Annotated in this window: 28 protein-coding genes; 22 read left to right on the top strand and 6 right to left on the bottom strand. The window is 57.0% G+C overall.

From position 1 onward, the window contains the following. The first annotated feature begins 8 nt into the window (after nucleotides 1-8). The 7 genes from B7L68_RS01150 to B7L68_RS01120 are packed head-to-tail and all read left to right on the top strand — an operon-like array spanning nucleotide 9 to nucleotide 7,198. Nucleotides 9-329: a C2H2-type zinc finger protein gene (locus B7L68_RS01150; protein WP_081245855.1), complete on the top strand. Its 321-nt coding sequence runs from the start codon at nucleotides 9-11 to the stop codon at nucleotides 327-329. 5 nt (nucleotides 330-334) lie between these two features. After that, nucleotides 335-829 (top strand): CDP-2,3-bis-(O-geranylgeranyl)-sn-glycerol synthase, encoded by a 495-nt coding sequence (locus B7L68_RS01145; RefSeq protein ID WP_369907386.1) that lies wholly within the window; start codon nucleotides 335-337, stop codon nucleotides 827-829. A 29-nt stretch (nucleotides 830-858) separates the two neighbouring features. Continuing rightward, nucleotides 859-1,149 carry a V-type ATP synthase subunit F gene (locus B7L68_RS01140; RefSeq protein ID WP_081245853.1) on the top strand — a complete coding sequence of 97 codons (291 nt, stop codon included), beginning with the start codon at nucleotides 859-861 and terminating at the stop codon, nucleotides 1,147-1,149. A gap of 41 nt (nucleotides 1,150-1,190) precedes the next feature. Then, the gene (locus B7L68_RS01135; protein ID WP_081245852.1) at nucleotides 1,191-1,751 is read left to right on the top strand and encodes a V-type ATP synthase subunit E; all 561 of its coding nucleotides are present in this window, start codon (nucleotides 1,191-1,193) and stop codon (nucleotides 1,749-1,751) included. Continuing rightward, a complete protein-coding gene (locus tag B7L68_RS01130) occupies nucleotides 1,748-3,532 on the top strand; it encodes a V-type ATP synthase subunit A (protein ID WP_081245851.1) in 1,785 nt (594 codons plus the stop codon). Before B7L68_RS01135 ends, B7L68_RS01130 begins: the two co-directional genes overlap by 4 nt. Before the next feature lie 43 nt (nucleotides 3,533-3,575). After that, nucleotides 3,576-3,815 (top strand): DNA-directed RNA polymerase subunit H, encoded by a 240-nt coding sequence (locus B7L68_RS01125; protein ID WP_238136263.1) that lies wholly within the window; start codon nucleotides 3,576-3,578, stop codon nucleotides 3,813-3,815. Next, nucleotides 3,815-7,198, top strand: a complete 3,384-nt coding sequence (locus B7L68_RS01120; protein WP_081245849.1) for a DNA-directed RNA polymerase subunit B — start codon at nucleotides 3,815-3,817, stop codon at nucleotides 7,196-7,198. The genes B7L68_RS01125 and B7L68_RS01120 overlap by 1 nt, the downstream gene beginning before the upstream one ends. Before the next feature lie 184 nt (nucleotides 7,199-7,382). Here the strand turns inward: B7L68_RS01120 and B7L68_RS01115 are convergent, their stop codons facing one another. Together B7L68_RS01115 and B7L68_RS01110 are read right to left on the bottom strand one after the other, a co-directional pair. Further along, nucleotides 7,383-8,798, bottom strand: coding sequence for a radical SAM protein (locus B7L68_RS01115; RefSeq protein WP_081245847.1), 1,416 nt, complete (start codon nucleotides 8,796-8,798; stop codon nucleotides 7,383-7,385). Between the two features lie 4 nt (nucleotides 8,799-8,802). Next, the gene (locus B7L68_RS01110; protein ID WP_081245845.1) at nucleotides 8,803-10,314 is read right to left on the bottom strand and encodes a radical SAM protein; all 1,512 of its coding nucleotides are present in this window, start codon (nucleotides 10,312-10,314) and stop codon (nucleotides 8,803-8,805) included. Between the two features lie 470 nt (nucleotides 10,315-10,784). Between B7L68_RS01110 and rpoA1 the strand changes: the two genes are divergently transcribed. The 12 genes from rpoA1 to B7L68_RS01050 are packed head-to-tail and all read left to right on the top strand — an operon-like array spanning nucleotide 10,785 to nucleotide 19,774. Next, on the top strand, nucleotides 10,785-13,436 hold the full coding sequence (gene rpoA1 / locus B7L68_RS01105) for a DNA-directed RNA polymerase subunit A' (RefSeq protein WP_081245842.1): 2,652 nt from the start codon (nucleotides 10,785-10,787) through the stop codon (nucleotides 13,434-13,436). Continuing rightward, a complete protein-coding gene (gene rpoA2 / locus B7L68_RS01100; protein ID WP_081245840.1) occupies nucleotides 13,433-14,572 on the top strand; it encodes a DNA-directed RNA polymerase subunit A'' in 1,140 nt (379 codons plus the stop codon). Before rpoA1 ends, rpoA2 begins: the two co-directional genes overlap by 4 nt. Nucleotides 14,573-14,608: 36 nt before the next feature. Beyond that, nucleotides 14,609-14,923, top strand: a complete 315-nt coding sequence (locus tag B7L68_RS01095; RefSeq protein WP_081245839.1) for a 50S ribosomal protein L30e — start codon at nucleotides 14,609-14,611, stop codon at nucleotides 14,921-14,923. After that, nucleotides 14,916-15,350: a NusA-like transcription termination signal-binding factor gene (locus tag B7L68_RS01090; protein WP_081245837.1), complete on the top strand. Its 435-nt coding sequence runs from the start codon at nucleotides 14,916-14,918 to the stop codon at nucleotides 15,348-15,350. Before B7L68_RS01095 ends, B7L68_RS01090 begins: the two co-directional genes overlap by 8 nt. 44 nt (nucleotides 15,351-15,394) lie before the next feature. Continuing rightward, nucleotides 15,395-15,838 (top strand): 30S ribosomal protein S12, encoded by a 444-nt coding sequence (locus B7L68_RS01085; RefSeq protein ID WP_081245835.1) that lies wholly within the window; start codon nucleotides 15,395-15,397, stop codon nucleotides 15,836-15,838. Beyond that, nucleotides 15,838-16,677, top strand: a complete 840-nt coding sequence (locus B7L68_RS01080; protein ID WP_081245833.1) for a DNA-directed RNA polymerase subunit D — start codon at nucleotides 15,838-15,840, stop codon at nucleotides 16,675-16,677. Before B7L68_RS01085 ends, B7L68_RS01080 begins: the two co-directional genes overlap by 1 nt. Continuing rightward, nucleotides 16,667-17,068 carry a 50S ribosomal protein L18e gene (locus B7L68_RS01075; RefSeq protein ID WP_238136266.1) on the top strand — a complete coding sequence of 134 codons (402 nt, stop codon included), beginning with the start codon at nucleotides 16,667-16,669 and terminating at the stop codon, nucleotides 17,066-17,068. The genes B7L68_RS01080 and B7L68_RS01075 overlap by 11 nt, the downstream gene beginning before the upstream one ends. Next, a complete protein-coding gene (locus B7L68_RS01070; RefSeq protein WP_081245828.1) occupies nucleotides 17,065-17,595 on the top strand; it encodes a 50S ribosomal protein L13 in 531 nt (176 codons plus the stop codon). The genes B7L68_RS01075 and B7L68_RS01070 overlap by 4 nt, the downstream gene beginning before the upstream one ends. 5 nt (nucleotides 17,596-17,600) lie before the next feature. Next, nucleotides 17,601-18,059 carry a 30S ribosomal protein S9 gene (locus B7L68_RS01065; RefSeq protein WP_081245826.1) on the top strand — a complete coding sequence of 153 codons (459 nt, stop codon included), beginning with the start codon at nucleotides 17,601-17,603 and terminating at the stop codon, nucleotides 18,057-18,059. Between the two features lie 4 nt (nucleotides 18,060-18,063). Further along, entirely contained in the window at nucleotides 18,064-18,261 is a 198-nt protein-coding gene (locus B7L68_RS01060) for a DNA-directed RNA polymerase subunit N (RefSeq protein WP_081245825.1), read from the top strand. Nucleotides 18,262-18,305: 44 nt separating this feature from the next. Continuing rightward, nucleotides 18,306-18,566 (top strand): LSM domain-containing protein, encoded by a 261-nt coding sequence (locus B7L68_RS01055; protein ID WP_081245824.1) that lies wholly within the window; start codon nucleotides 18,306-18,308, stop codon nucleotides 18,564-18,566. Further along, the gene (locus B7L68_RS01050) at nucleotides 18,563-19,774 is read left to right on the top strand and encodes a methionine adenosyltransferase (protein WP_081245822.1); all 1,212 of its coding nucleotides are present in this window, start codon (nucleotides 18,563-18,565) and stop codon (nucleotides 19,772-19,774) included. Before B7L68_RS01055 ends, B7L68_RS01050 begins: the two co-directional genes overlap by 4 nt. On the opposite strand, the gene B7L68_RS01045 is transcribed toward B7L68_RS01050, so the two are convergent. Continuing rightward, nucleotides 19,771-21,531: a DUF460 domain-containing protein gene (locus B7L68_RS01045; RefSeq protein ID WP_081245821.1), complete on the bottom strand. Its 1,761-nt coding sequence runs from the start codon at nucleotides 21,529-21,531 to the stop codon at nucleotides 19,771-19,773. The two genes, B7L68_RS01050 and B7L68_RS01045, sit on opposite strands and share 4 nt — an antisense overlap. Next, nucleotides 21,528-22,463 carry an RIO1 family regulatory kinase/ATPase gene (locus B7L68_RS01040; protein ID WP_081245820.1) on the bottom strand — a complete coding sequence of 312 codons (936 nt, stop codon included), beginning with the start codon at nucleotides 22,461-22,463 and terminating at the stop codon, nucleotides 21,528-21,530. The genes B7L68_RS01045 and B7L68_RS01040 overlap by 4 nt, the downstream gene beginning before the upstream one ends. Before the next feature lie 97 nt (nucleotides 22,464-22,560). Between B7L68_RS01040 and B7L68_RS01035 the strand changes: the two genes are divergently transcribed. Next, entirely contained in the window at nucleotides 22,561-22,986 is a 426-nt protein-coding gene (locus tag B7L68_RS01035) for a UPF0179 family protein (RefSeq protein WP_101957994.1), read from the top strand. Here the strand turns inward: B7L68_RS01035 and B7L68_RS01030 are convergent. After that, nucleotides 22,973-23,167, bottom strand: coding sequence for a hypothetical protein (locus tag B7L68_RS01030; RefSeq protein ID WP_081245819.1), 195 nt, complete (start codon nucleotides 23,165-23,167; stop codon nucleotides 22,973-22,975). The genes B7L68_RS01035 and B7L68_RS01030 overlap by 14 nt on opposite strands. Nucleotides 23,168-23,234: 67 nt before the next feature. On the opposite strand from B7L68_RS01030, the gene B7L68_RS01025 reads away from it, so the two are divergent. Both B7L68_RS01025 and B7L68_RS01020 read left to right on the top strand, forming a co-directional pair. After that, nucleotides 23,235-23,924, top strand: coding sequence for a DUF357 domain-containing protein (locus B7L68_RS01025; RefSeq protein ID WP_081245817.1), 690 nt, complete (start codon nucleotides 23,235-23,237; stop codon nucleotides 23,922-23,924). Next, nucleotides 23,902-24,567 carry an endonuclease V gene (locus B7L68_RS01020; protein ID WP_081245816.1) on the top strand — a complete coding sequence of 222 codons (666 nt, stop codon included), beginning with the start codon at nucleotides 23,902-23,904 and terminating at the stop codon, nucleotides 24,565-24,567. Before B7L68_RS01025 ends, B7L68_RS01020 begins: the two co-directional genes overlap by 23 nt. On the opposite strand, the gene psmB is transcribed toward B7L68_RS01020, so the two are convergent. Then, complete coding sequence (gene psmB / locus B7L68_RS01015; RefSeq protein WP_081245815.1) at nucleotides 24,564-25,178, bottom strand: archaeal proteasome endopeptidase complex subunit beta; 615 nt, start codon at nucleotides 25,176-25,178, stop codon at nucleotides 24,564-24,566. The genes B7L68_RS01020 and psmB overlap by 4 nt on opposite strands. Nucleotides 25,179-25,201: the final 23 nt, after the last annotated feature.

The raw sequence follows: 25,201 nt of genomic DNA, 5'->3' as shown, positions 1-25,201 counted from the left end.
CCAGCCGCATGGCCGGCGAAATCTGCCTGATCTGCCAGGCCAGGGGCAATGGGTATTTCGTGGCGGCGACTGAGTATAAATGCACCATATGCGGCGCCGCGATAGATTGGGACAACGCCGTGTCCCACTACATGAAGCACGTGAAGCCGTCGGGCAACGACGTCATCTGCGGGATATGTAACGCCAAGGTTAAGAAAAACGATGTGAGGAACCACATCCGTGGCCACTTCGCGGTGGGCGAGGACAATAGGTATTTCTGCGGCGTCTGCGGCAGGGAGTTCGTCGATCGGGAGGCTTTGCTCGTCCACATAACGAGGACCCACGAATGAGCCCGCTGGACCTCCTGGCGTATTCGCTGGTGCTTATATGGCCCCCCTACGTGGCCAACGGATTGGCCGTGTTGGCCTCCGCCCTGCCGAAAAGGCACCCGATAGATTTCGGCAGGAGGTGGCGCGGCTCTAGGATATTCGGAGACGGGAAAACCTTCGAGGGCTTCGCGATAGGCCTCACCCTAGGGACCACCATAGGGTGGCTTCCCAACCTACTGTACAACGTCCTCAGCATAGGCGACGCCGCGGTTCTCTCCGCGTCCGCCCTCCTGGGGGATCTGCTCGGCGCCTTCATAAAGAGGAGGCTATGCCTCCCGCGCGGACACCCCGCGTTTCCTCTCGACCAGCTGGACTTCTTGCTCATGTCTCTGCTCGTCTATTCCCTATATACATATATACCGATAGCCGCTATATTCATCTCGGCCTTAATAACGCCGGCGATCCACAGAGCGACCAATATCGCGGCCTACCGGCTACGGCTGAAAAAAGAGCCTTGGTAATCCTTTAAAACTGGCGTGGACTATCCGCTATGTCTATAGTTCTCGGCGATAGGTACACTGTCGATTTATTCAAGTTGATGGGATTCAACGGACGCGCTTTCACCGATGCGAAGGAGCTATATGAATATATATTAAAAAATATTAATATATATAATATATTTTTTATTTCATCAAACTTCGCTAGACAGCTCAGAAAAGAGCTAGACGAGCTCAGGCTTAGAAATACAAATAAGATATTCGTGGAGATACCAAGCGTCCTGGAGAACATGGAGAGGGAGGTCAACTACCTTCAGCTCGTCCGCCAGATACTCGGCGGATAACGGCGCCGAAAACACTTTAAAAATAGGCCGTTAAGGCCTCCATGAGCCTTTTCGAGGATCTAGTGGATCAGCACATCAAGGAGCTCGAGGCCTTGAAGCAGAGGCTTCTTAGCGAGGTCGAGACTAAGATTAAACAGAGATCCTATGAACTGTTATCTAAATATTCTGAAGAGATAGGCAACGTTCAGAGCCAAGTTACGCTGGAGCGGGAAAGGATTCTCTACGAGGCGCTTGTGGAGAGCAGGCGGATTATATCAAATACCTATGAAGATTTATTAAAAGAAATTGAAAAAGATATAAGGGATTACATTGATAAAAATAGGACGAATGAGCGGTATATAAAATTCCTGGAGAACGTGCTTCTGAAGGCCAAGGAGGTAATCGGGGAGGACGTGTTGGTGTATTCATCTCCGAAGGATAGGAACGTCCTGACCATATTAATGCGAAAACATGGCCTGAGGGGAGAGGTCGTCGATAGGGACATGTCGGGGGGGCTTATCGCGTCTTCACGCGATGGAGCCATTGTGCTCGATATGACGCTGGACACCTTGCTGGAGACCAACGTGGATGAGATAAAGAGGGCGATGTCGTCGGTGCTATGAGCGGACGGATAGAGTATATATCGGGCCCTGTGGTGAAGGCCGATCTGCCCGGCGCCAGGCTCTACGAGCTCGTCTTCGTCGGCGAGCTCAAGCTATTCGGCGAGGTGGTCAGAATACAGGGCGATAAGGCGTTTATACAGGTGTATGAGGACACCACCGGTATAAGGCCCGGGGAGCCCGTTGTCAGAAGCGGCGAGCCTCTAAGCGCTTGGCTCGGGCCGGGCATCCTGGGCAGGATATACGACGGGGTCCAGAGGCCTCTGAAGGCCATATTCGAGATGTCAAATACGCCGTTCGTGGCCAGGGGGATAGGCTACGACCAGGCCCCGCCTCTGGACCTCAAGGCCGAGTACGACTTCAAGCCCCTCGTCAAGGTGGGGGAGGAGGTGCAGCCGGGCGACGTGCTGGGGGCCGTCCAGGAGACTTCGTTGATAGAACACAGAATTATGTATCCGCCTCTGCCCGGCAACGGGCCTGGGGTGGTGGAGTGGATAGCTGAGGGCAAATATAGGGTCGATGACGTCATAGCTAGGATAAGGATGAGGTCGGGCTCTGTGGAGGTCAAGATGTGGCATAAATGGCCTGTGCGTAGGCCTAGGCCCTTCCGCGAGAAGCTCCCGCCGACGGAGCCGTTGATAACCGGCGTGCGCACCATCGACACGATGTTCCCCATAGCCAAGGGCGGCGCCGCCGCTATACCGGGGCCGTTCGGCTCCGGGAAGACTGTGACTATACGCACGCTCTTCCTCTACGCGCAGAGCAGAATAATAGTGCCTGTGCTCTGCGGCGAGAGGGGGAACGAGGCGGCCGACGCGCTTCAAGGTCTGCTGAAGCTGAAGGACCCGTATACCGGCAAGTCGTTGCTTGAGAGAACCACGATAATAGTGAATACGTCGAATATGCCCGTGGCGGCGAGGGAGGCCTCGATATACACCGGCGCGGCCATCGGCGAGTACTTCCGCGACATGGGCTACGACGTGCTCGTGTCCGCAGACTCCACGAGCAGATGGGCGGAGGCCATGAGGGAGGTGGCTCTACGTATCGGCGAGATGCCGAGCGAGGAGGGATATCCGGCCTATCTGCCCACGCGCCTGGCCGAGTTCTACGAGCGCGCCGGCCGCGTGTTCCTAATAGGCAGCAAGGAGCGCATCGGCTCGCTCACCATAGCGGCCTCCGTGAGCCCGCCGGGAGGCGACTTCACGGAGCCCGTAACGTCCAACACGTTGCGCTTCATAGGGGCTTTCTGGCCTCTATCCCCCCGCCTGGCCTATTCGCGCCACTACCCTGCGATAGATTGGCTGATGGGGTTCTCCCGCTACGTGGACGCCGTACAGGAGTGGTGGTCTAAGGGCGTAGATCCGGAGTGGCGCCGCATCAGAGACGTCTTCCAGTCGATTTTGAGCAGAGAGGCGGAGCTGCAGGAGGTGGTCAGGATCCTCGGCACGGAGGCCCTCAGCGAGCAGGAGAAGCACATCTTGAACGCGGCATTTCTAATAAGGGAGGGCTTCCTGAAGCAAGACGCGTTTAATCCCACGGATACCCCGTCTATGCCCAAGAAGCAAGCCCTCCTGATGAGGGCCATCTATACGTACTACGAGGCTGGGCTGAAGGCCGTGGAGGCCGGGGTCCCCGCCTCGTCGCTCAGAGAGCTCGACTTGGTCAAACGCCTTCCCAGGCTGAGGATGGAGATCAAGAACGATGAGGCCGAGAGGGAGCTCGGGAAATTCATAGAGAGCCTCAAGGCCGAGATCAACGCTCTCATCGCGAAGGCCAGGGGCTGACGGCAAGAGAAAAAAGGTTTTATATCGACAGATGGAGGGGCATGTGAGCCGGAAGATACTGGAGCATGTGCTGGGCCCCGTAGAGGTTTCTATACTCACCAAGGAGGAGGCCAGAGCTCTCTTGAGGAGGCTTCACGTAAGGCCTTGGCAGATACCCTGGATCAGGTCGAGCGATCCTCTGGTGAAGGCCGTCGGCGCGAAGCCCGGCGACGTGCTGAAGATAGTCAGGCGCTCTGAGACCGCGGGAGAATCAGTTATATACCGCCTCGTGGTGCCCGGCTGATGGTCGATCTGCTCCCGTTACCGATAAGGTACAGGTCTGAGGACGGCGGGTTCCCCACGTCGGATGATAGGTGGACGTTGGTCAAGGCCTTCATCAGAGACCGAGGGATAGCGGATCACCAAATAAGGGCCTTTAACGACTTCATAGACAGGAAGTTGCCCAAGATAATAGAGGAGATGGGCGTCGTCGAGACCGAGATAAAGGGCTTGAAGGTGGCCATAGAGCGCGTCGAGATAGGGTGGCCGAGGATAAAGGAGCCCGACGGCTCCGAGACCGCCATATACCCCATGGAGGCCCGGCTCAGAAACGCCACGTACAGCGCCTCGATGTACTTGACGGTGACTCTCTACGTCGAGGACGAGCCGTATGCGACAGAGACCATATACGCCGGCGAGCTGCCCATAATGGTCAAGTCTAAGAAGTGCAACCTCACCAGGCTGAAGCCCGAGGAGTACCCCAAGCGGTTCGAGGACCCGGAGGACCCCGGCGGCTATTTCATAATAAACGGGAGCGAGCGAGTCGTCATAAGCCAGGAGGACCTGGTCACGGACAGGCCTATCTACGACGCGGGCGACAAGCCCACCATCAGGTATCTGGCCAAGGTCATATCGACGGGGCCCGGCTACCGCGCCACGATGACCGTCGAGTACCACAAGGACGGCGTCATATACGTGACCCTATCCGCCATACCCGTCAGGATCCCGTTCACGGTGTATATGCGCGCCATGGGGCTCGAGAGCGACCAGGACATAGTCCTGGCGGTCTCGGACGACCCAGATATACAGAAGGAGCTGCTGCCCTCGTTGCTGGCAGGCCAGGAGATAGCCACGACTAAGGACGACGCGTTGGACTTCATTGGCGGGAAGATCGCGGTCGGCCAGCCGAAGCCCATAAGGATAGAGAGGGCTCTCCAGATACTCGACAAATACTTCCTGCCGAACCTCAACCCCCAGAAGCCCGACGAGAAGGCCATGGAGGAAGCCAGGATAAAGAAGGCGTTGCTGCTGGGGCAGGTGGTTAAGGGGCTTATAGAGATGCAGCTGGGCAGAAGGAAGCCTGACGACAAGGACCACGTGGCCAACAAACGCGTGAGGCTCGTTAACGACCTCCTGGCCCAGCTGTTCAGAACCGTCATGAAGCAATTCCTCCAGGAGCTCAAGAACCAGCTAGAGAAGTACTACGCAAGGGGCAAGATACCGCATCTCCAGACCATAGTCAGACCCGATATCATAACCGAGCGCGTCAAACAAGCGCTGGCGACGGGCAACTGGGTCGGCGGCAAGACAGGCGTCTCGCAGATACTGGACAGGACCAACTACCTCTCCACGCTCAGCTATTTGAGGAGGGTCGTGTCGTCGCTCAGCAGGACCCAGCCCCACTTCGAGGCCCGCGACCTCCACCCGACCCAATGGGGCAGGCTGTGCGCCGTCGAGACCCCCGAGGGTCAGAACGTCGGGCTCGTCAAGAACCTGGCCCTACTGGCCGAGGTAACTATAGGGGTGGACGAGGCCGCCGTCGAGAAGATGTTGACCGAGCTGGGCGTGGTGCCCGTGCTGGAGGCAAGGAGGGGAGGGCTCGAGGGCGCCGAGGTCTACCTAAACGGGCGGCTCGTGGGCGTACACCAGAACCCCGAGGAGCTCGTCAAGACCCTCCGCAAGATGAGGCGGCAGGGCAGAATCTCGGACGAGGTCAACGTGGCCCATATAGGCGACGCCGTCTACGTCAACTGCGACGGCGGACGCATCAGGAGGCCCCTGCTGGTCGTCGAGGACGGCAGATTGAAGCTCACCAAGGAGCACGTCCAGAAGCTCGCATCGGGCGAGCTCACCTGGAACGACCTGGTCAAGATGGGCGTCGTGGAGTACCTAGACGCAGACGAGGAGGAAAACGCCTACATAGCGGTCGGCCCAGAGCCCGATATGGGCAAGTACTCCCACATGGAGATAATCCCGTCGTCTATCCTAGGCGCGATAGCGTCCATAATACCCTACCTGGAGCACAACCAGTCGCCCAGAAATCAATACGAGGCCGCTATGGCGAAGCAGTCCCTCGGCCTGCCGCAAGCCAACTTCATGTACAAGCTGGACTCGCGCGGCCACATGCTCTACTACCCCGAGAGGCCCATCGTTACTACCAGAGGGCTCGAGCTGGTCGGGTACTCCAGGAAGCCCGCGGGCCAGAACGCCGTGGTGGCCCTCCTCACGTACACCGGCTATAACATAGAGGACGCCGTCATCATGAACAAGTCGTCGGTGGATCGCGGCTTCCTCCGCTCCAACTTCTACCGCACCTACGAGACCGAGGAGCAGAGATATCTGGGAGGCGAGGAGGATAGGATAGAGGTGCCCGACCCCTCGGCCAGAGGATATAGAGGGCCGGAGGCCTACAGCCATCTGGACGAGGACGGAATAGCTCCCCCCGAGGTGTACGTCACAGGCGGGGAGGTCATCATAGGCAAGACCGCCCCGCCGAGATTCTACATGACCCTCGAGACCGAGAAGATCCTGAAGGAGAGGCGCGACGCCTCGATACCGGTGAGGCGGGGCGAGAGGGGGATCGTCGACAGGGTCGTCATAACCGAGTCGCCCGAGGGCAATAAGCTGGTCAAGGTGCGGCTGAGGGAGCTGCGCGTGCCGGAGCTCGGCGATAAATTCGCCTCGCGCCACGGCCAGAAGGGCGTCATCGGCATGTTGTTGAGACAGGAGGACATGCCGTTTACAGAGGACGGGATAGTCCCCGATATAATCGTCAACCCCCACGCCATGCCCTCGCGCATGACGGTCGGCCAGCTGCTGGAATCGATAGCGGGCAAAGCCGGCGCATTGACGGGGCAGCTGGTGGACGCGACGCCCTTCGAGGGAGTCACGGAGGGAGAGCTGAGGGAGCTCCTCATGAAGCTGGGATTCAGATGGGACGGGAAGGAGGTCATGTACAGCGGAATAACCGGCGAGAAGCTCGTCGCCGATATATTCATAGGCATAACCTACTACCAGAAGCTCCACCACATGGTGGCTGACAAGATACACGCCCGCTCCAGAGGGCCCGTCCAGATACTCACGAGACAGCCCACCGAGGGACGTTCGCGCGAGGGCGGGCTGAGGCTCGGCGAGATGGAGCGCGATGTGCTCATCGCCCACGGAGCCTCCGCCCTCCTCTACGAGAGGATGGTCGAGTCGAGCGACAAGTACATCATGTACGTCTGCGAGCTGTGCGGTCTCCCCGCCTATCTAGACGCCAAGACGAACAGGCCGAAGTGCCCCATACACGGCGAGTCGGGCCAGTTCGCCAAGGTAACGGTGCCCTATGCCTTTAAGCTGTTGCTTCAAGAGCTGATCGCGCTGGGGATTTATCCGAAACTAGAGCTCGCGGAGATCTTGGAATAACGAACTTAGGTCCCCTCTCGCTCTCCCGATTAGTAAGACGGGGTGCGTTGTCGTAGATGGCTAGGGCAACCTTGCTGTGCGACGACATAAAGCTCGTATGAGGTGAATGGTCAAGAAAGCGGAAAATGAATAGGTACATTCTTGTAGGAAAAATTCCGGCGATATTTGACGTATGGAGATCTAATTACTCGCTAGATCTTCCTAGTAATTTCTCGTTGAACCAAGGAACTAACGAGTTCCTTACTGCGGTAATTATCGTGCCTAATCTACCATGGATTAGCTCGTGAACTAGGAACTTAGGTCTACTGTAGAATTTGACATAGGCCCACTGTAGCATCCTCTGCGCCTGCTCCCTCGTAAACCTATAACCCCTCATAACCGCTCTGAGCGTTGTGTAGTGCTCCCAGTTCCAGTCCTCGATTAGGTTCTCGTTGACGGCTTGGTAGTAAAGTGGCGTTCCTGGATATGGAGTGGCCACAGTGAGTTGGGCGTAGGTCGGGTTCAGCTTCATGGCGAACCTCACGGTATTCTTCATGTCGTCTATGGTCTCCCACGGGAAACCTATTATGAATGAACCAACATGGTCTATGTTAATCTCCTTAGCCCATTGGAACACTCTATTGGCTTGTTCCAACGTTATGTTCTTGCCAACTCTGTTTATGGTGTCTTGACTTCCCGATTCGACGCCGAAGTAAAGCGCCGTGCATCCATGCTCCTTCAATTTCGCCATCATATCTCTATCTATTGTATCGACCCTCGAACCACATGAGAAGCTTATGTCAAGCCCTCTCTCCCTAATTTCCCTAAGGAAATCATAAACAAACCTCTTACCTAGCGTGAACTCATCATCGGTAAATACGACAATATTTGTCTTGTATTTATTAACCGCATCCTCGATCTCGTCGGCCACAGCCTCAGCCGACCTATAGCGGATCATTCTGCCCCAGAAATACGACGTGGAGCAGTAGGAACAACCGTATGGGCAACCCCTACTAGCCATCGCATGTATTATCCTGATGGGTTTGCCAAACAAGGTGTACTTATCCATCGGCAATAGGTGGCGGGCTGGCGGCGGCAATTCATCCAAGTTCCTAATGGGCGGCCTATCGGGCGTTCTCACAATTTCGCCACCGCGCCTAAACGCCAAGCCCCTTATCGACTTTAGACGCTCTGCGTCGAGACCGGCCTTCTCCATAGTGTTCACCAACTCCAAGGTCGTGTACTCGCCTTCGCCTCTAACCACAACATCGACTCCGTTGCTGAGCGCCTCCTCGTACATAAACGTGACGTGAGGACCGCCCATTATCACGGGCAAGTCCTTATCGTACTCCTTAATCGCCTTAGCCGCATCGTAGGCCTTGTATATCGTCGGCGTTATAGAGGTAATACCCACTACGTCGGGGCTCCAAGACTCGACCTCGTTTATGAACGTTTTTAAGTCGACGCCCTCCGTAGGCGAGTCAATTACCCTAACTTTATGGCCGGCCATCTCCAGAACTGCGGCTATCCAGGCGAGACCCAGCGGCGGCGCCTTAAGGCCGAGCACTTTGTACAACTCAAGTTTATCGATACCTGGCGGGACCGCCAGCAGGACTCTCATGGCCTCACTTAAACGCCATCGGCGATACTTTAATCTTAATCCGCTTTAGATCCTCCGTCAATTTACGCCACTCTGCCGAGTTGTAGATGCAGCCTGGGTCCGGCGCCAACACATCGCCGAAGTAGTTGTACGCCCTAGCCCTACAACCGCCGCATATCAGCTTGTACGGACACTTGCCGCAGAAGCCTTCTAGCCTATCCCTATCTCTGAAGTTTTCCATAAATGGGTCCATCCATATGTCCCAGAAGGACTTGGTCCTCAGGTTGCCCACCGGATATGGCAGGAAAACGCAAGGCGTTAAGGTGCCCTCAGGCTCGATAGCCGCATAGACCCTGCCGGCGCCGCAACCGCCGATGAATTCGGTCAATTCCCTAGTTATTGGGTCGTTGGCTATGACGAAGTGCGTCGGCGATACGTCCTCGCCAGCACTTAGTTGATTGACCACCCTACCGTACTGGGGGGCCGTGCTGATTATCTCCATCTTCCTTTTCTTCGTCTCAGTATAGATATGTCTAAGGAACTCCTCCCTCTCCTCTGGCGACAGATCGATCTCGAGATTCTCACGGCCTCTACCCACCGGCACGAAGTTAAAGAACACAACCTTATTGACGCCAATTTCTTGGGCTAAATCAAGTATGCTATCGACCTCTTGTATGTTGACCTTCGTTACCGTAAACGCAAGGGCTGTGGTGAAGCCCAGCTTGACGGCGTTCCTCAACCCCTGAACGGTCTTGGACCAAGCGCCAGGGACGCCCCTGAATTTGTCGTGAACCGCCGGATTGGCGGCATCTATGCTCATCTCAACGTACCTAAGCCCAAGCTTCTTGGCTCTCTCAGCAAACTCCAGACTCGCAAAAGTTATCCCATTCGTGGCAATGGCCGGGTAGAAGCCCCTCCTACTTATCTCAGCCAGGACTGGCCAGAAGTCCCTGTGCACCGTCGGTTCGCCGCCAGATAGGGCAATTGCCGGCACGCCTGCCTCATCAAGCTCCTTGACAACTCTAAGCTTCTCCTCAAGCGTTAGCTCGTTAGGCAACGGCCTTCCTGCGTTCTGATAGCAATGTATACACTTTAGGTTGCAGACGTTTGTGAAATTCCACACAATGAAAAACGGAGCAGGCAATTTCTGGGGCGTGGTTACGCCGAACAGCGCAATGCCGCGCAACGTCGTAACTATACCCCTCCTCAATGCCGGGTCGCTCAACAATTCCTTGATGGAATCCTCGTCGGCGTGAAGCCACGCCGTAGCCAGCTTCATGCCCATCTCGAAAAACGGCGCCACGAAGTGGACGACCGTTGGGCACTGCTCCTCGCCGACGTATTTTGCCAACACCCAATCCATCAACGGCTTCCTTTCACCGTTGAACTCCACCTCCTTCGTGAACAGTCTTAGGACCCGCCTAACAGCGCCCTTGTTCAATATCCTAATCGCCGCAATCAACGCGCCAGCCCCGCTTCCTGAGTTCTTATTATTTTTCTCTATAATCTTATCAAGGTTTTCACCTAACGATGACACAATAATTTTAATTCCCGTTTCCTATATTTAAATATACATATTAACTGCCGTTCAAATGATTTTTTGAACAACGCCGAAGATGGAGAGCCTAGAGGCTGTGGCTCAGGCTGGACTGTGTATCTGGGAGACGGGCAGGCGTCGAGGATAATAATAGAGGGCGAAAGGACTGCTTGACGGAGGCAGGGCTGTTGATTGGGGTTAGGGCGGCGCCGCTATAGTTGAAGACTTGTCTAGGTGGCGCATGCGGCCTTCCGGCGCAGGCGGTTCGATCCATCGAGGGGCGGAGTTGAGGGCACAGTTGCTGGGGCCTTGGTATGGCTATTTAGTCGCAGGATGCCGGAAGAAGGGGAGCCATATCTGCATTACACCTGACATGGCTATCGATGTACCTGCGGAGATCTTGGAGTGAGGCCTAGGGAGCCCGCCGCGTCGATATATGAAAACTTATATAGCGGGTCTCACCGGTTGCCGTGGCCGTTCAGCAACAGGATTACATCCCCACTAAGACTATAAGAGATGTAAAGTTCGGAATCCTCAGCTCCGACCTAATAAGGCGATATTCGGTCCTCGAGATAACTACGTCAGAGATTTACGACGAGGGCGGGTTGCCCATCCGCGGCGGATTGATGGATAGGAGGCTCGGCGTCGCGGAGCCGGGAGCCCGATGCGAGACCTGCGGACAGCCCTACGACGTGTGCCCCGGCCACTTCGGCCACATAGAGCTTGTGAAGCCGGTGATACACGTGGAGTTCGCCAGGTTTATATACGACGTCCTGAGGGCCACCTGCCCCAACTGCGGCAGGATAATGCTGAAGGACGAGGAGATCAGGAGGTACAGCGAGCGTCTTCAGAGGCTCAGGGGCAGGTGGAAGCTGCTGGCCACGAATCTCCACGAGAAGATCCTCAGGAAGGCCGCCGAGAGGACCACCTGCCCTCACTGCGGCTATAGACGCAACAAGGTGAGGTTCGAAAGGCCCTATAATTTCTACGAGGAGACCGAGGCGGGCGCCTTGGTGAAGCTGGACCCCGAGACCATCTTGGAGAGGCTGGTCAAGGTGCCCAACGGCGACCTCGAGCTCCTGGGGGTCGACCCCACGGTGGCTCGCCCCGAGTGGGCGATCCTCAGGACGTTGCCGGTCCCGCCCCCCCACGTGAGGCCCTCCATACAGCTCGAGACCGGCATAAGGAGCGAGGACGATCTGACCCACAAGCTGGTCGACATAATGAGGATGAACGAGAAGCTGAAGATAGCGCTGGAGACAGGCGCGCCTACCAACGTGATAGACAACCTCTGGGACCTTCTCCAGTACCATACCGCGACCTATTTCGACAACGAGCTGCCGGGCATACCCCTGGCCAAACACAGAGGCGGCAGACCCCTCAAGGGCATAGCGCAACGGCTTAAGGGCAAGGAGGGGAGATTTAGGGGGAGCCTTTCCGGCAAACGCGTCAACTTCTCGGCCCGCACGGCGATAAGCCCGGACCCCAACCTGAGCATAAACGAGGTCGGGGTCCCCGTCGACATAGCCAAGGTGTTGACTGTGCCCGAGAGGGTCACCGAGTGGAACCTCGACTACCTCAGACAGGCCGTGATGAGGGGGCCCGAGACTTGGCCCGGCGCCAACTACGTGATAACGCCTGAGGGCAGACGCGTCGATCTGCGCTACGTCAAGGACAGAAAGCAGCTCGCCGAGAAGCTGGCCCCCGGCTGGATGGTCGAGCGCCACATAAGGGACGGGGACATAGCCCTCTTCAACAGACAGCCGTCGCTACATAGGGTGTCCATGATGGGCCATATAGTGAGGGTCCTGCCGGGCAGGACCTTCAGAATCCACCTCGCCGTATGTCCGCCCTACAACGCCGATTTCGACGGAGACGAGATGAACCTCCACATACCGCAGACGGAGGAGGCGAGGGCCGAGGCGCGGACCTTGATGCTGGTCCAAGAACACATAGTGACTCCGCGCTACGGCGGCGCCATAATAGGCGCCAGGCAGGACTATATTATAGGCGCCTACCTCCTATCGCGCAAGACTACCCTCCTCACGAAGAAGGAGGCGGCCTATCTGGCCGGCGCCATGAAGCTGGAGGGAGATCTGCCGGAGCCGGCCATAATGCACCCCGTCGAGCTGTGGACGGGGAAGCAGATCATAAGCATGGCGTTGCCCAAAGACCTCAACTGGGTTCAGCCGACTGCGTTCAAGTCCACCTGCAAGGAGCCCTATGGATGCGAGACGGACGAGTGGATAATAATAATAAACGGCAACATGGTGACGGGCACTCTGGACAAAAAGTCCATAGGCGCCGAGCAGGTGGACTCGCTCTGGCACCGCATAGCTAGGGACTACCCGGCCGATATAGCCAGAAGGTGGCTGGACTCCTCTCTGCGGGCGTTCCTGAGGTACCTGGACCTCAAGGGCTTCTCCATAGGCCTCGACTCGCTCCATATACCCGACGAGGCCATGGCCGAGGTGGATAAGATCATAAGGAGCGGCATAGACAAGGCGATGGAGCTCATAGAGCTCTACAGGGAGGGCAAGCTGGAGGCCATGCCCGGCTACACCGTGCAGGAAACCCTCGAGAACAGGCTGGCCGAGATACTCTCTAAGGTGCGCAGCGACGCCGAGGGCGTCGTGGACAGATACATCAACAGGAGCTCGGAGGCCTACCTCATGGCCAAGACGGGGGCGCGCGGGAGCTTGACCAACATAGTCCAGATGGTGGCCACTCTGGGCCAGCAGACCATAAGGGGCGAGAGGATCAAGAGGGGATACAGGACGAGGACCCTGCCGCATTTCCCCGTGGGAGATATAGGGCCGTTCTCGGGCGGCTTCGTGTCGTCTTCCTTCATCAAGGGCCTTACGCCGGTGGAGTACTTCTTCCACGCAGCGGGCGGTAGAGACGGCTTGATAGACACCGCCGTGCGCACGGCCCAAAGCGGATATATGCAGCGCAGAATAATCAACGCGCTACAGGACGCCTATGTGGCCTACGACGGCACTGTGCGCTACGGCTCCGGACTTCTCCTACAGCCCCTATACGGCGACGACGGCACCGACGTATCCAAATCCGACCACGGCAAGTCTGCAAACGTAAATATAATGAGGCTCTACATAAGGTGATGTCGGTCGCGAAGCTGCTCGAAGACCTATCGTCGGCAATCCCCAGAACTCTCTACGAGGACCTCAAGAAGGCCGTCGAGGGGCTCGACGAAGAGACGGCGCTACGGCTGATCTACAGGACGTTGAGGCTCTACGCCCTATCTCTTATAGATGCCGGCGAGGCCATAGGCATAATAACCGCCCAGTCCATAGGCGAACCATCGACGCAGATGATCCTGAGGTCTTTCCACTTCGCCGGCCTGAGGGAGTTCTCCATGGCGCGCGGCCTGCCCAGAATGATAGAGATAGTCGACGCCAGAAGGAAGCCTTCGACGCCTCTTATGTATGTCTATTTGAAACATCCCCACAATAAATCTAAGGAATCAGCAACAGAGGTCGCTAAGAAGATACAGCTGACCACCATAGAGAACCTAGCTAAATTTGTCGATGTAGACTATATAACGTACGGCATCACTATAGAACTAGATCCGGAACAGATGAAGTATCGAGGAATAAATATTAAAGATGTAGAGAGGATACTTTCTAGAATGCGCGGTAAAGGCGTATCTATAGAGATAGAGAGATATACTATAACCATTAGGCTCGAAACCCCCGACATGTTGAAGCTGAGGAAGCTACGCGACAAGGTGCTCCAGACGAGGATAGGCGGCATAAAGGGCGTCAGGAAGGTCCTGGTCGATCAAGACAGAAACACCGGGGAGTGGTACATCATAACCGAGGGCAACAATCTGGAGGGGGTACTGCAGCTGGAGGAGGTCGACCACACGAGGACCTACAGCAACGATCTGCACGAAGTCGCGGAGGTGTTGGGGATCGAGGTAGCCAGGACTTTGATAGCGCTCGAGATCAAGAGAGTCCTCGCGGAGCAGGGCCTCGACGTGGACAGCAGACACATGTATACTGTAGCCGACGCCATGACCTGGCTGGGCAAGGTGAGGCCTATCGGCAGACATGGAGTCGTGGGCTCAAAGGAGTCGCCGCTGGCCAAGGCCGCCTTCGAGGTGACCGTGAAGACGTTGGTCGAGGCGTCGGTGAAAGGCGAGGTAGAGCCGTTCAGAGGGGTCTTCGAGAACATAATTGCGGGGCGCCATATCCCCATCGGCACGGGCATGGTCAAGCTGCTGATGCGCCTCTAGCCTAAAACTTATATATGTGCCTTAATTCCAAGGGCCGTGAGCTCGTCGATAGATCTGGCTAGGGAGCTCCAGGTGGCGATCGCGACCGGCAAGGTGTCCATCGGCTACAAAAGCGTCAAGGACGCCGTGCTCGGCGGACGCGCCAAGATGGTGGTTCTAGCGGCCAACGCCCCGCCGAGAGTTAGGGGAGATCTCGAGTATTACTCGAAGATCGCGGGCACTCCTATCTTCGTCTTCCCAGGCTCCAGCCTGGAGCTGGGCGCCGCCGCCCGAAAGCCCTTCAAGATATCGGCCATAGCGATTATAGATCCAGGCCAAAGCGAGATACTGAAGTTGGCTGGACATGCCTGATATAAGGCTAACCGACGAGGAGATCAGGTACGCCACTCTCTTCGAGTCGATGACCGGAGTGACGCCCCTAGATGTGGTGGTCGACGGCGACTACAACAGGATAATTTTCGTCGTCAGCAAGAACCAGGCGGCGCTGGCGGTGGGCAAAGGCGGCAACAACGTGAGGATGTTGAGACAGATCATAGGGAGGGACATCGAGGTTGTCGAATACGCGGAGACCCCCGAAGAGCTCATAAAGAACAGCCTATACCCAGCCAGGGTTATAGCGGTTAAGGTGACCAAATCGCCTTCCGGCAACTTGGTGGCCATAACCACAGTTGTGCCGGAGGACAAGAGCATCGCCATAGGCAAAAACGGGAGGAATATAGCCAAGGCCAAGCTACTGGCTAAGAGGTATTACGACGTGGATAGGGTCGTGTTAACTTAACGGGCTCCGCATCAAACTTTATATACTGCCAGAAGTAAGGCCCTGTGCCCGGCAAGAAGTCCCCTGTCGGTTTATTCGCGGCGAGGAAGCTGAAAGAGAAGAAGCAGAGGTTCAAGTGGAACGACATAACCTATAAGAGGAGGGTTCTAAGGCTGGCCGAGCGGTTCGACCCGCTGGAGGGCGCCCCGATGGCGAGAGGCATCGTGCTCGAGAAAGTCGGCGTCGAGGCGCGTAAGCCCAACGCAGCCGTGAGGAAATGCGTCAGGGTTCAGCTGGTGAAAAACGGCAAGGTCGTGACCGCGTTTGTGCCCTACGACGGCGGGCTTAACCTCATCAACGAGCACGACGAGGTCATAATAGAACGTATCGGCGGGCCTGAGGGCAGATCCCTCGGCGATATCCCGGGGATAAGGTTCAAGGTCACTAAGGTCAACGGAGTTTCGCTTCTTGCCGTGCTACGCGGCAAAAAGCAGAAGCCCACGCGTTAATGCCGTCTGCAAAGGTCCTAGAACGGGATTCCCTACACCTAAAAATCTACGTAGAGGGGGTAAAACCCTCTTTGATAAATTCCATAAGGCGAATTGTTATATCTGAGGTTCCAGTTTTCGCTATAGATCAAGTACTTATAGTCAACAACACATCCTCTATGTACGACGAGATGTTGGCCCACAGGCTCGGGCTGATCCCCCTCACCACCCCCCTTGACCTCTTTCCAAAGATAGAGGAATGCGAAACCGGCATGGTGGACCCCGCCGAATGCACCGTCAGGTTGACGCTGCAGATAACCGCCGACGACGCCAGGACCGTATACTCCGGCGATCTTGCGTCGGACCACCCCGACGTGAAGCCGGTATATAGCGACATACCCATAGTTAAGCTTGTTAAAGGCCAGTCCATCTCGCTTGAGGCATACGCCAGACTCGGCCGCGCCAAGGAGCACGCCAAGTGGCAGGCCGGACTGGCCTCCTATTACTACTTCCCCAAGTTGACGGTTAAGGGCGAGGATCCCCAATGCCTCGCTCGATGTAAATCCATATGTCCCGACGCCTTTGGAGACAGCCTAAACGAGTTCGACCCGTATAGATGCAGTTTTGGCAAGCTCAAGACGTGCGAGAACCTCTGCAACGGCCTATTGACCGTGGATTGGGATCGGTTTAAATACATAATGAATATCGAGTCTTATGGCAACATGTCTGTCGATAAGATGTTGAGCGAAGCCTTCCGCATATTCAAGGTTAAGCTGAATACATTTATCGAAGCTCTGGAGAGAGAAATCTACAGACGGACAAGCGCAGAGGCGGGGGAAGCCAAGGCCGATAACGTTTAAATACGGCCAGAGAAGAGGCGGCGTGCCGCCTAATCCCACAGGCCCTACTAACGTACGGCTGAGGATGTTGGCTCGATTCCTCAGAAAGGCAGCTAAGTCCAACGAGGCGCCTATCTGGGCCTACGTGGCCGACTTGATATCTGCGCCGCGGAGACGGAGAGTGGCCGTAGGTGTAGGTAAGTTGAACAAGCTTGTGAACGACGGCGATGTGGTTGTGGTGCCAGGGAAGTTGTTGGGCGGCGGCAGGCTACAGAAGAAGGTGACCGTGGCCGCCTTGGCCGCCTCCAGGACGGCCGCCGAGGCCGTGCTCGAATCCGGCGGACGGCTAGTGCCCATATCTGCTTTGGTCAGGGAGAACCCGAAGGGCACCAACGTCAAGATAGTGATATGAGCAAGCCTCTGCCTCAGCGGATAGAGAGGGGGACCGTCGTGATCGACGCGACGAACCATGTGGTGGGGAGGTTGGCTTCTGCTATCGCCAAGATCCTCCGAGATAATAAAAACATAAACGTCATAGTTGTCAATATAGATAGAGCCTTTATAGTAGGTAGCAGAAAGATGGTGGTGAATTGGTACGCTAGGAAGATATCTCTGTGGAGGACCCACTACAATCCGGAGAAGGCAGGCCCCAAGATACCCAGGAGGCCAGACCGCATATTCAAGAGGGTCGTCCGCGACATGTTGCCCTATAAACAGAAAGAGGGGAGGCTCGCATTGAAGAGGCTTAGGGTATTCATGGCCATGCCCCCCGACCTAAAGGGGGAGCTCTACTACGTCCCTGAGGCCTTGATAAAGCCCAGGCCTCTATATAAGGCCGTGACGCTGGAGGAGCTCTGGAGGCTCATAGACCCCAAGGCCTGGGGCAGATGGAGGGAGGCGCAGATGCTGTCGGAAAAGTTAAAACCCTCGACTAGATAGGGGCTATGACAGAGGCCGCAGAAGCCGCAACCAGGGCTCCCGGCGCCTATGTGGCGCAGGAATCCCCGCGCGTGGTGCTCGCCGTTGGGAGGAAGAAAACAGCCGTGGCAAGAGCCGTGGTGAGGCCTGGCGTGGGGCGTGTCAGGGTGAACGGATACCCCTTGGAGCTCTGGCCCGTCGAGATGGCGCGCCAGAAGATGGCCGAGCCGTTGTTGCTGGCAGGGGATCTGGCCAACAAGGTGGATATAGATGTGGACGTACATGGCGGCGGATATATGGGCCAGGCTGTCGCGGTCAGAATGGCGATCGCGAGAGGCCTTGCGAAATACTTCGAGGACCAGAAGCTGAGGGATCTATACATTAGGTACGACCCGTACATGCTGAAGGGCGATCCCAGGAGGGCCGAGCCCAAGAAGCCCGGCCTTAAGCACGCGCGCTCCAAGAGACAAAAGGCATACCGCTAACGCCATGATGGCCCCCGTCCGTTGCTTCACCTGCGGGAGGCCTCTGGGGCATCTATGGGAGCCCTTTAGGCAAAGGGTCCTGGCCGGCGAGGATCCCGGCAGAGTGCTCGACGAGCTGGGCGTGTCTAGGTATTGTTGCCGCAGGACTCTGTTGGCCCACGTGGATTGGATCGACGACGTCCTCAAGTTCGAGGCCCGCTGAGAGGCTTCCGTAAAATTTTATTAACGGGCTTGAGGTGCTGGGCAATGTCGAACAAAGGCCAGCAATTGAAACTGCCCTCGCCGCTGAAGGTGCTCTCCAAAATGGTGAATAAGGTGGTCGTCGCCAGGCTTAAAGGCGATGTGGTCGTTCGAGGTGTCTTGAGCATATACGACTCGTGTATGAACTTGGTCCTGGACGACGCCGAGGAGCTCGACAAGGCCGGCGCCGCCAAGATGAAATACGGCAGGATACTCATAAGGGGGAGCCAGGTAATTTATATCTCCAGCGAGGAGGCGGCGGCATGATCACCGTAACGAGGGCCAACAGGGCGCCCGTAGAGGAGCAGGACATCGAGATCGTGGAGCGGAAGGGCCAGGGACATCCTGACTATATCGCCGACGGCATCTCGGAATACGTCAGCCTCTACCTATCTAGATACTACCTTCAGAAATACGGCGTGATTCTCCACCACAACGTGGACAAGACGTTGGTGGTCGGAGGCCAGGCGAGGCCTGAGTTTGGAGGCGGCGACGTGATCCAGCCGATATATATACTCGTCTCGGGGCGGGCCACGGTGGAGGTGAGGCGTGGCAACGGGGTCGAGCGGGTACCTATCGGGCCTCTGGTGCTTGAAGCCGCCAGGAAGTGGATTAGGGAGAACTTCAGATATCTGGACCCCGACAGACATGTGATAGTGGACTACAGGATCGGGCAGGGCTCAGCTGACCTCACCGGAGTCTACGACCTAGGGGCCAAGTCGATACCTCTTGCCAACGATACATCTATCGGCGTGGGCTACGCCCCTCTATCCCCACTGGAGAACCTCGTGTATAGGGTCGAGCGCACTCTGAACTCGGTAGAGCTGAAGTCGAGGCTGCCCGAGGTCGGCGAAGACGTCAAGGTCATGGGCGTAAGGATCGGCCGAGACATCAAGCTCACCATAGCGGCCGCCATGATCAGCCAGCTGGTCAAGGATAAAGACCACTATATATCGGTCAAGGAGGAGGTCAAGAGGCGCGTTGAGGACCTCGCGGCGAAAATAGCGCCTGGATACAACGTATCTGTGGACGTAAATACGGCGGACAAGCCCGAATACAACATATTCTATCTAACCGTGACGGGCACAAGCGCGGAGCACGGCGACGACGGCATGACCGGGAGGGGCAACCGGGCCAACGGCCTCATAACTCCCATGAGGGTCATGTCGATGGAGGCCTCCGCCGGCAAAAACCCGGTATCCCACGTGGGCAAGATATACAACGTGCTGGCCCAGAGGATAGCCGACAGGATCTATGCCGAGGTGAAGGGAGTGAGGGAGGTCTCAGTCGAGGTGGTTAGCCAGATAGGGAAGCCCATAACCGAGCCGAGAATACTCAACGTCGAGATTATCACAGACGGCGGCGAGCTGACAGGCGAGCTGAAGAGGGAGGCTGAGGCCATAGCGGCCGAGGAGCTGAGCCGCGTGACCGCGATAACGCAACTGGTGCTTGAGGGTAAGGTCAGGCTGTTCTAGCCCGGCAGACGCCTTCTATATTCGTCAAGCAGTTTCTTGAGATCAAACCTTTTCTCAGCTAAGGCCTTCCTTATCGCTTCGGCTATCTCTCGCCTCTTGGATTCGTCAATTATGTAGTAACCTTTAGATTTATATCTAGTGACAAGGCCTACGGGCACGCCGGACACGCCGTTGCTCACAGCCTCCTCGACCGTCGAGATGTCGCTACACAGGGCGCCGCCGGTCTTCCTGCATTCGGCCACCTCGTCCTCTCTATACAGCCTGTATCTGCCCGACAGTAGACCCAAGACGATTTCCATGAGCTCCTCCGCGAATTTCTCCTTCTCCTCCATGCAGGCCTTCAACGAGCTGGAGAGGTCCTCGACGCGTCTCTGCAGCTCCCTATATTTCGCGTCCCTCCACAGGGAGTCGCTGAGGGCGCGGGACAGCGAGGAGACTCTGGATCTAAGTTCCTCTAGTTCTTTTTCAAGTTGTCTTTTTTCATATTCTAGAGCATTTATCATAATTTTATTATATTCATCTATATTTTTACAGGATTTTTCTATAGGTATATATATTACTTTTGTATAACCCGCTTCTCTATCGCCCTTAAGGACCTCGGCGGCGGCCTGCGCTATCGACTTGCCCTTAGCCACGAGCGCCTTGGCCTCGGCCAGCTGCCGCCTGGTCAGCACAGCTCCGAAATCCCTCTCGAGTTTCTCGAACTTGGTCCTATACTCGGCGAAGGCCTTGTAGGCAGCCGCCAGGGCGTCCCTCTCGTGGCTGGTCCCCACGGGGTATCCTATCTTCTCCACGATCGAGCTCTTCTCGCCGACCGACAGATCCCTGTCGGGTTTGTATAGAACCGCGCCGCTCATGGCGGCCAGCTTCTTGACGTATTCAGGGACGTCCGACACGTCTGTGGCTATTACGACCGGCACGCCCCACTGGTAGATCCTCCTGAGCGACTCCCCTCTGGGCAGATTCCTCCTGGCCTCTGTATGTAGCACCTTGCCCTCCAGGTCCATTATGGCGATTCCGGTAACCACCCCGGGATCGACCCCCACTATCAGATACCGGCCTCCCTGCTCCGATCCGTAGGACTTCACAGGCTCGGAGAAAACCCTTATCACCACGTCGGAGCTCTTAAGGGGCTTGACGTACCTCCTGACCAGATCCCTCCTGGCGTAGACCACGAATTTCGCCGAGGTTATGTCGCCCGACTCCTCCTTGAAGAAGAGGTCGTAGTCGAGCCCGACCTCGTTGAGCCGTCTAGATATGCGGTCGGCCAGATCCCTTATCCTGTGTTTAACGTTCCGCATATACCTATTGCGGCTCATCCCGCCGGGGCTTGTGGAGGAGACGCGCTTTATCAATACTACTGTCTCCTCCTCGTACAGCTTGATCTTGGCCCCGAGTCCCCTCTCGGCCAGCAACGCCGCGAAGAAAGACGTCTCTAGAGGGTCCAGCCGGCCCCGGACGACCTTGAAGTGTTTCTCCACCAACGCCTCCATGGGCAGGCTCACGTTGTCCTCGCCACGCGTCACCTCGACGACCTCCACGTTGAAGGGCAGTCTGCCCAACGCCTTGACGACGATCCTCCCGTGCTCCATCAGCTCCGAGATGCTGTCCACGGCGAGGATCCCGGGCCTGTACTTCTTGATGACCTTCAGCAGATCGGCCGCCGACGCGGTGCCTTGCTCCAGCGCCGAGCCGGCCTCCACTACGGTATAGGCGAATTTATCCCTGCCGCTTATATCTAGGCCCAATATCCTCATGTCTTTATAAATGATCTCAACACTCTCTCATATACATTACTAAAATCTATTTGTTTATATTTGTTGTTTACTATAATATTAATTAATCTATTTTTATCTATAGATATATTGAATCCAGAAAAGAGCTCCTCCAGGCGCGCTATATCCCTCGACAGGGCCTCGACAGAATTGGGGCTAGACGCGGGGATCCACTGGGGCCAATCTATGACGTACGCCCTATCGCCCACCAGTATATTGTACGGCGATAGGTCGCCGTGTATTATGCCGTTCTCCAGCGCGACCTCCACGGTCTCGACGACGTCTCTAGCGGTGGGCAGGGCGTCCTCCGGCCTGATCCTGCGCGCATCTACCCCCTCGATGTATCTCATCACCACCACGTGTCTGTTGACCGCTATGGGCTCGGGCACGAGGCCGCCTCCGTCGAACACGGCGCTCAGCGCCGCGAACTCCGCATGGGCTGAAAGCCTGGCTTCGTAGAGCTTAGTCAAATGCCTTCTCCTGGCCAGGAAGGCGCGCGCCTTCCTGGCTCTGATAAACGAGGAAGTGCCGGTCCTGTGGAACTTGACGGCCGCCTTAACGCCGCTGGGGATTTCCCCAGAATAGACCACCGACTCCTTGCCTACGCCTATGGGCGTCGGGGATATGCTGACAAGCTTCCCCGATTTCCTTAAGGTGTGTAGGGCCAGCACGTCGTATGCGTTAAACGTCAGCCGGAAGCCCTCGTAGGGGCCCTTGATCCTCTGTATCAGCCCGAGCCTATTCAGCTTGGAGAGAGATCTGCCGACGGCCCCCTCGTCCCTTCCGGCCCACCGCACGACCAATCCGTACGGTATGTACTCACGCCTGACGTGCGCCGCCTCGAGGAGTCTGAGGACCCTCAGGTCGAGCCTATCCAGGGCGTTGTAGGCCTCCACCAGAGACCTAATGGACACCGAAAAATATACCGGAATAAAAATTATTGCAATGCCGCCGCTCTCCCGCGGCGCTGTTGGGCATAAATATTTTATCGCCACTCCGCGCTCAGCAACTGTGGGGAGGGCCATAGTGACCCTGGTGTCTAGGGAACAGGCCGAGGTTGGCCATAGGTTTAGGGTTGTCAGAATACCCGACGAGTGCTCCAGCTGCAGGCTGTACCAAGTCTGTATGGGGAGGCTCAAGCCGGGCAGGACCTATGTGGTGGCTGAGGTACGCCCGTCGTTAGGCCAGAGGTGTAAGATCACAGGCGGCGAGATGACGCCGGTAGTCGTGGAGGAGGTCCCCCTGAGGCTTCCACTGCCCAGGAAAAAGGCGCTTGAAGGCGTCGTAGTCACCTACGAGGGCGAGTGCAGAGGGTGTAGGGACTGCCCCGGCGAGGACACGCTGAGCCCCGGCGAGAAGATACTGGTGGAAAAGGTGTTGGGCAAAACCGTATGCAACGGGCGCGAGTTCTTCGTCGTCGAGGCTAGCCCCGTATGAGCCTCTCGACCCTTCTGAAAAGTCCGGCGAAGCCCCTATAGAGCCTCTTCTCAAGCGCCTGTTTCTTCAGCTCTCTGTATAGCTTCTCGGCCTCCTCCCTCTTGCCCTGTCTAGCCAGCTCCTCCGCCTGCCTCAAGCCGACAACTATGGACCTAGCCGCCTCCTGGAGTTCCTCCGCCATCGAGCGAGCTACTCCCGCTATATTTAAAGATGACTAAAGGCTTATAATACGTCAGAGCCTCCGCCTCGTGGAGCGGGCCGAGATCTACGTGAAGAACCTAGAGCGGGCTCTGGAGACCTTGAAGCTCGCCGACAGCAGAGCCAGAGAGGTGGCCGAGCTGGCCGAGGCGTACCTGAGGGACTCCAAACACTACCTCTCCAGAGGCGACGTGATTACGTCGATAGCCGCCGCGTCGTACGCCGAGGGTCTGCTGGACGCCTTGAGGCTCTTGGGCTACGCCGAATTCGCGTGGAGCAGGCCGAGCGAGATCGAGAAGAACTACAAGAAGGTCCTCATAGCGGGGACCTTCGAGCTTTTGCACCCAGGCCATATAAGCTATATGGAGCAGGCCTGGCGCCTAGGCCGCGTGGTCGCCGTAGTTTCCCGGGACGTAAATGCGGCTAAGATAAAAGGCCGTAGTATAGCTATACCGGCCGAGAACAGGGCCAGAGTCGTATCGAGCATATATTACGTACATAAGGCGAGGATAGGCTACGAGGACGACATGCTGAGGGTGGTTGAGGAGGAGAAGCCGGACGTGGTCCTGCTGGGGGCCAACCAGCCCTTCGACGAGAGACCCCTCGCCGAGAAGCTCAGGCGCAGAGGCGTAGAGGCCCAGATACTGCGCGCCAATCCCTACGATTGCGATCTATGTTCCACCACGAAGATTATAAATAAAATACTGGAGACCTTCTGTGAGAGTTCCAGAAGGATTTAGAATAGATCTAGCGAGGAGGGTACAGAGCAGGCTGGCCGCGAAAGTCGCCGAGGAGCCCCTGGGCGATTTCGACGTGGTGGTGGGGCTCGACGTCGCGTATAGAGGAGATGTGGGCATCTCGGCCGCCGTCGCCTATTCGGTCCGCGAGGGCAGGGCGGTGGGCTACAGCTGTTCGGCCAATATGGTCATCTTCCCCTACGTGCCGACGCTTCTATCCTTCAGAGAGCTCATGCCGATGGTTAGAGCCTTGAGGAGGCTGACTGTCCGCTACGACCTAATCATGGTGGACGGACAGGGGGTCGCCCACCCGTACGGGCTGGGCATAGCGGCCCATCTGGGGGTCGTCCTCGGGGCGCCGACCATAGGCGTCGCCAAATCCAGGCTGTTCGGAGAGATCGTCGGCGATAGGCTGGTGGATCCGCGCAACGGGAAGGTGATAGGCGCCGTGGTGAAGTGCCGGAGGCCTCTGTACGTATCCATAGGCAATAGGGTGACCTTGGACGACGCGGTCAGAGCCGTGAGGACGCTGTGCGCCGACGGCGGCATGCCTCTGCCGATACAGCTGGCCCACAACAAGGCCAACGAGCTTAAGAGAAGCGTCGCGGCGGCCTCCTTCGACAAGTGGGGCGAGGCCGGTTGTTAGACCATCGTGGTGGAGACCTTGACCTCCTCCTCAGCGACGCCGCTGGCGGTAACCACGGCCAGATCTATCCCGCCGCCGGAGACGGGGTCCCTCTCGAGCGCCGCCCTTATGGCGTTTACGGCCAGCTTCCTGGCTCCCTGCACGTCGATATCCTTGCTGTAGTTCGCGTCGAGGATGCTTATGGCCATCTTGGCCCCGGTCCCCAACGCGGCGTAGTCGTCCTCGATCAGACTGCCCACCGGGTCCAAGACGAAGATGTGGGGACCCTCCTCGTCGTAGCCCCCCACCAGCACCTCGGCGATAAACGGCATGATCCTCCTGTTGAACATGATCACCGAGAGGAGCTTGGCCATAGCCGCTACGCTGGGCTTCCTCCTGGACTCCAGCTCGTACATCTTGGAGTTGACCCTCAATATCTTCGATATGGTCTGCATGTCGGCGATGACGCCTGCGGAGGCCAGCGCCAGCCTGTCGTTGACCACATACACCTTCTTGCCGGACGAGCTCAGAGAGTAGAACCCATAGGTTATCCGCTTCTCCGCCGCGAGGACGACGCCGTCCTTAGCCTTTATGCCGACAGCCGTAGCGCCGATGCCGTACTCCTCGGACATGGCCCCACCTCCATGCCACCTTT

It is taken from the genome of Thermoproteus sp. CP80 (assembly GCF_002077075.2).
In the GTDB taxonomy this organism is placed as follows: domain Archaea; phylum Thermoproteota; class Thermoprotei; order Thermoproteales; family Thermoproteaceae; genus Thermoproteus.
This window is presented reverse-complemented; position numbering and strand designations above follow the sequence as displayed.

Excerpts from the sequence above, each read along its gene's own strand:
- B7L68_RS01055 (WP_081245824.1), top strand. The coding sequence starts at position 18,306 with ATGTCGAACAAAGGCCAGCAATTGAAACTGCCCTCGCCGCTGAAGGTG.
- B7L68_RS01050 (WP_081245822.1), top strand. The coding sequence starts at position 18,563 with ATGATCACCGTAACGAGGGCCAACAGGGCGCCCGTAGAGGAGCAGGAC.
- B7L68_RS01150 (WP_081245855.1), top strand. The coding sequence starts at position 9 with ATGGCCGGCGAAATCTGCCTGATCTGCCAGGCCAGGGGCAATGGGTAT.
- psmB (WP_081245815.1), bottom strand. The coding sequence starts at position 25,178 with ATGTCCGAGGAGTACGGCATCGGCGCTACGGCTGTCGGCATAAAGGCT.
- B7L68_RS01115 (WP_081245847.1), bottom strand. The coding sequence starts at position 8,798 with ATGAGAGTCCTGCTGGCGGTCCCGCCAGGTATCGATAAACTTGAGTTG.
- B7L68_RS01060 (WP_081245825.1), top strand. The coding sequence starts at position 18,064 with ATGATGGCCCCCGTCCGTTGCTTCACCTGCGGGAGGCCTCTGGGGCAT.
- B7L68_RS01130 (WP_081245851.1), top strand. The coding sequence starts at position 1,748 with ATGAGCGGACGGATAGAGTATATATCGGGCCCTGTGGTGAAGGCCGAT.
- B7L68_RS01070 (WP_081245828.1), top strand. The coding sequence starts at position 17,065 with ATGAGCAAGCCTCTGCCTCAGCGGATAGAGAGGGGGACCGTCGTGATC.
- B7L68_RS01120 (WP_081245849.1), top strand. The coding sequence starts at position 3,815 with ATGGTCGATCTGCTCCCGTTACCGATAAGGTACAGGTCTGAGGACGGC.
- B7L68_RS01135 (WP_081245852.1), top strand. The coding sequence starts at position 1,191 with ATGAGCCTTTTCGAGGATCTAGTGGATCAGCACATCAAGGAGCTCGAG.
- B7L68_RS01045 (WP_081245821.1), bottom strand. The coding sequence starts at position 21,531 with ATGAGGATATTGGGCCTAGATATAAGCGGCAGGGATAAATTCGCCTAT.
- B7L68_RS01140 (WP_081245853.1), top strand. The coding sequence starts at position 859 with ATGTCTATAGTTCTCGGCGATAGGTACACTGTCGATTTATTCAAGTTG.
- B7L68_RS01080 (WP_081245833.1), top strand. The coding sequence starts at position 15,838 with ATGCCGTCTGCAAAGGTCCTAGAACGGGATTCCCTACACCTAAAAATC.
- B7L68_RS01030 (WP_081245819.1), bottom strand. The coding sequence starts at position 23,167 with ATGGCGGAGGAACTCCAGGAGGCGGCTAGGTCCATAGTTGTCGGCTTG.
- B7L68_RS01065 (WP_081245826.1), top strand. The coding sequence starts at position 17,601 with ATGACAGAGGCCGCAGAAGCCGCAACCAGGGCTCCCGGCGCCTATGTG.
- B7L68_RS01090 (WP_081245837.1), top strand. The coding sequence starts at position 14,916 with ATGCCTGATATAAGGCTAACCGACGAGGAGATCAGGTACGCCACTCTC.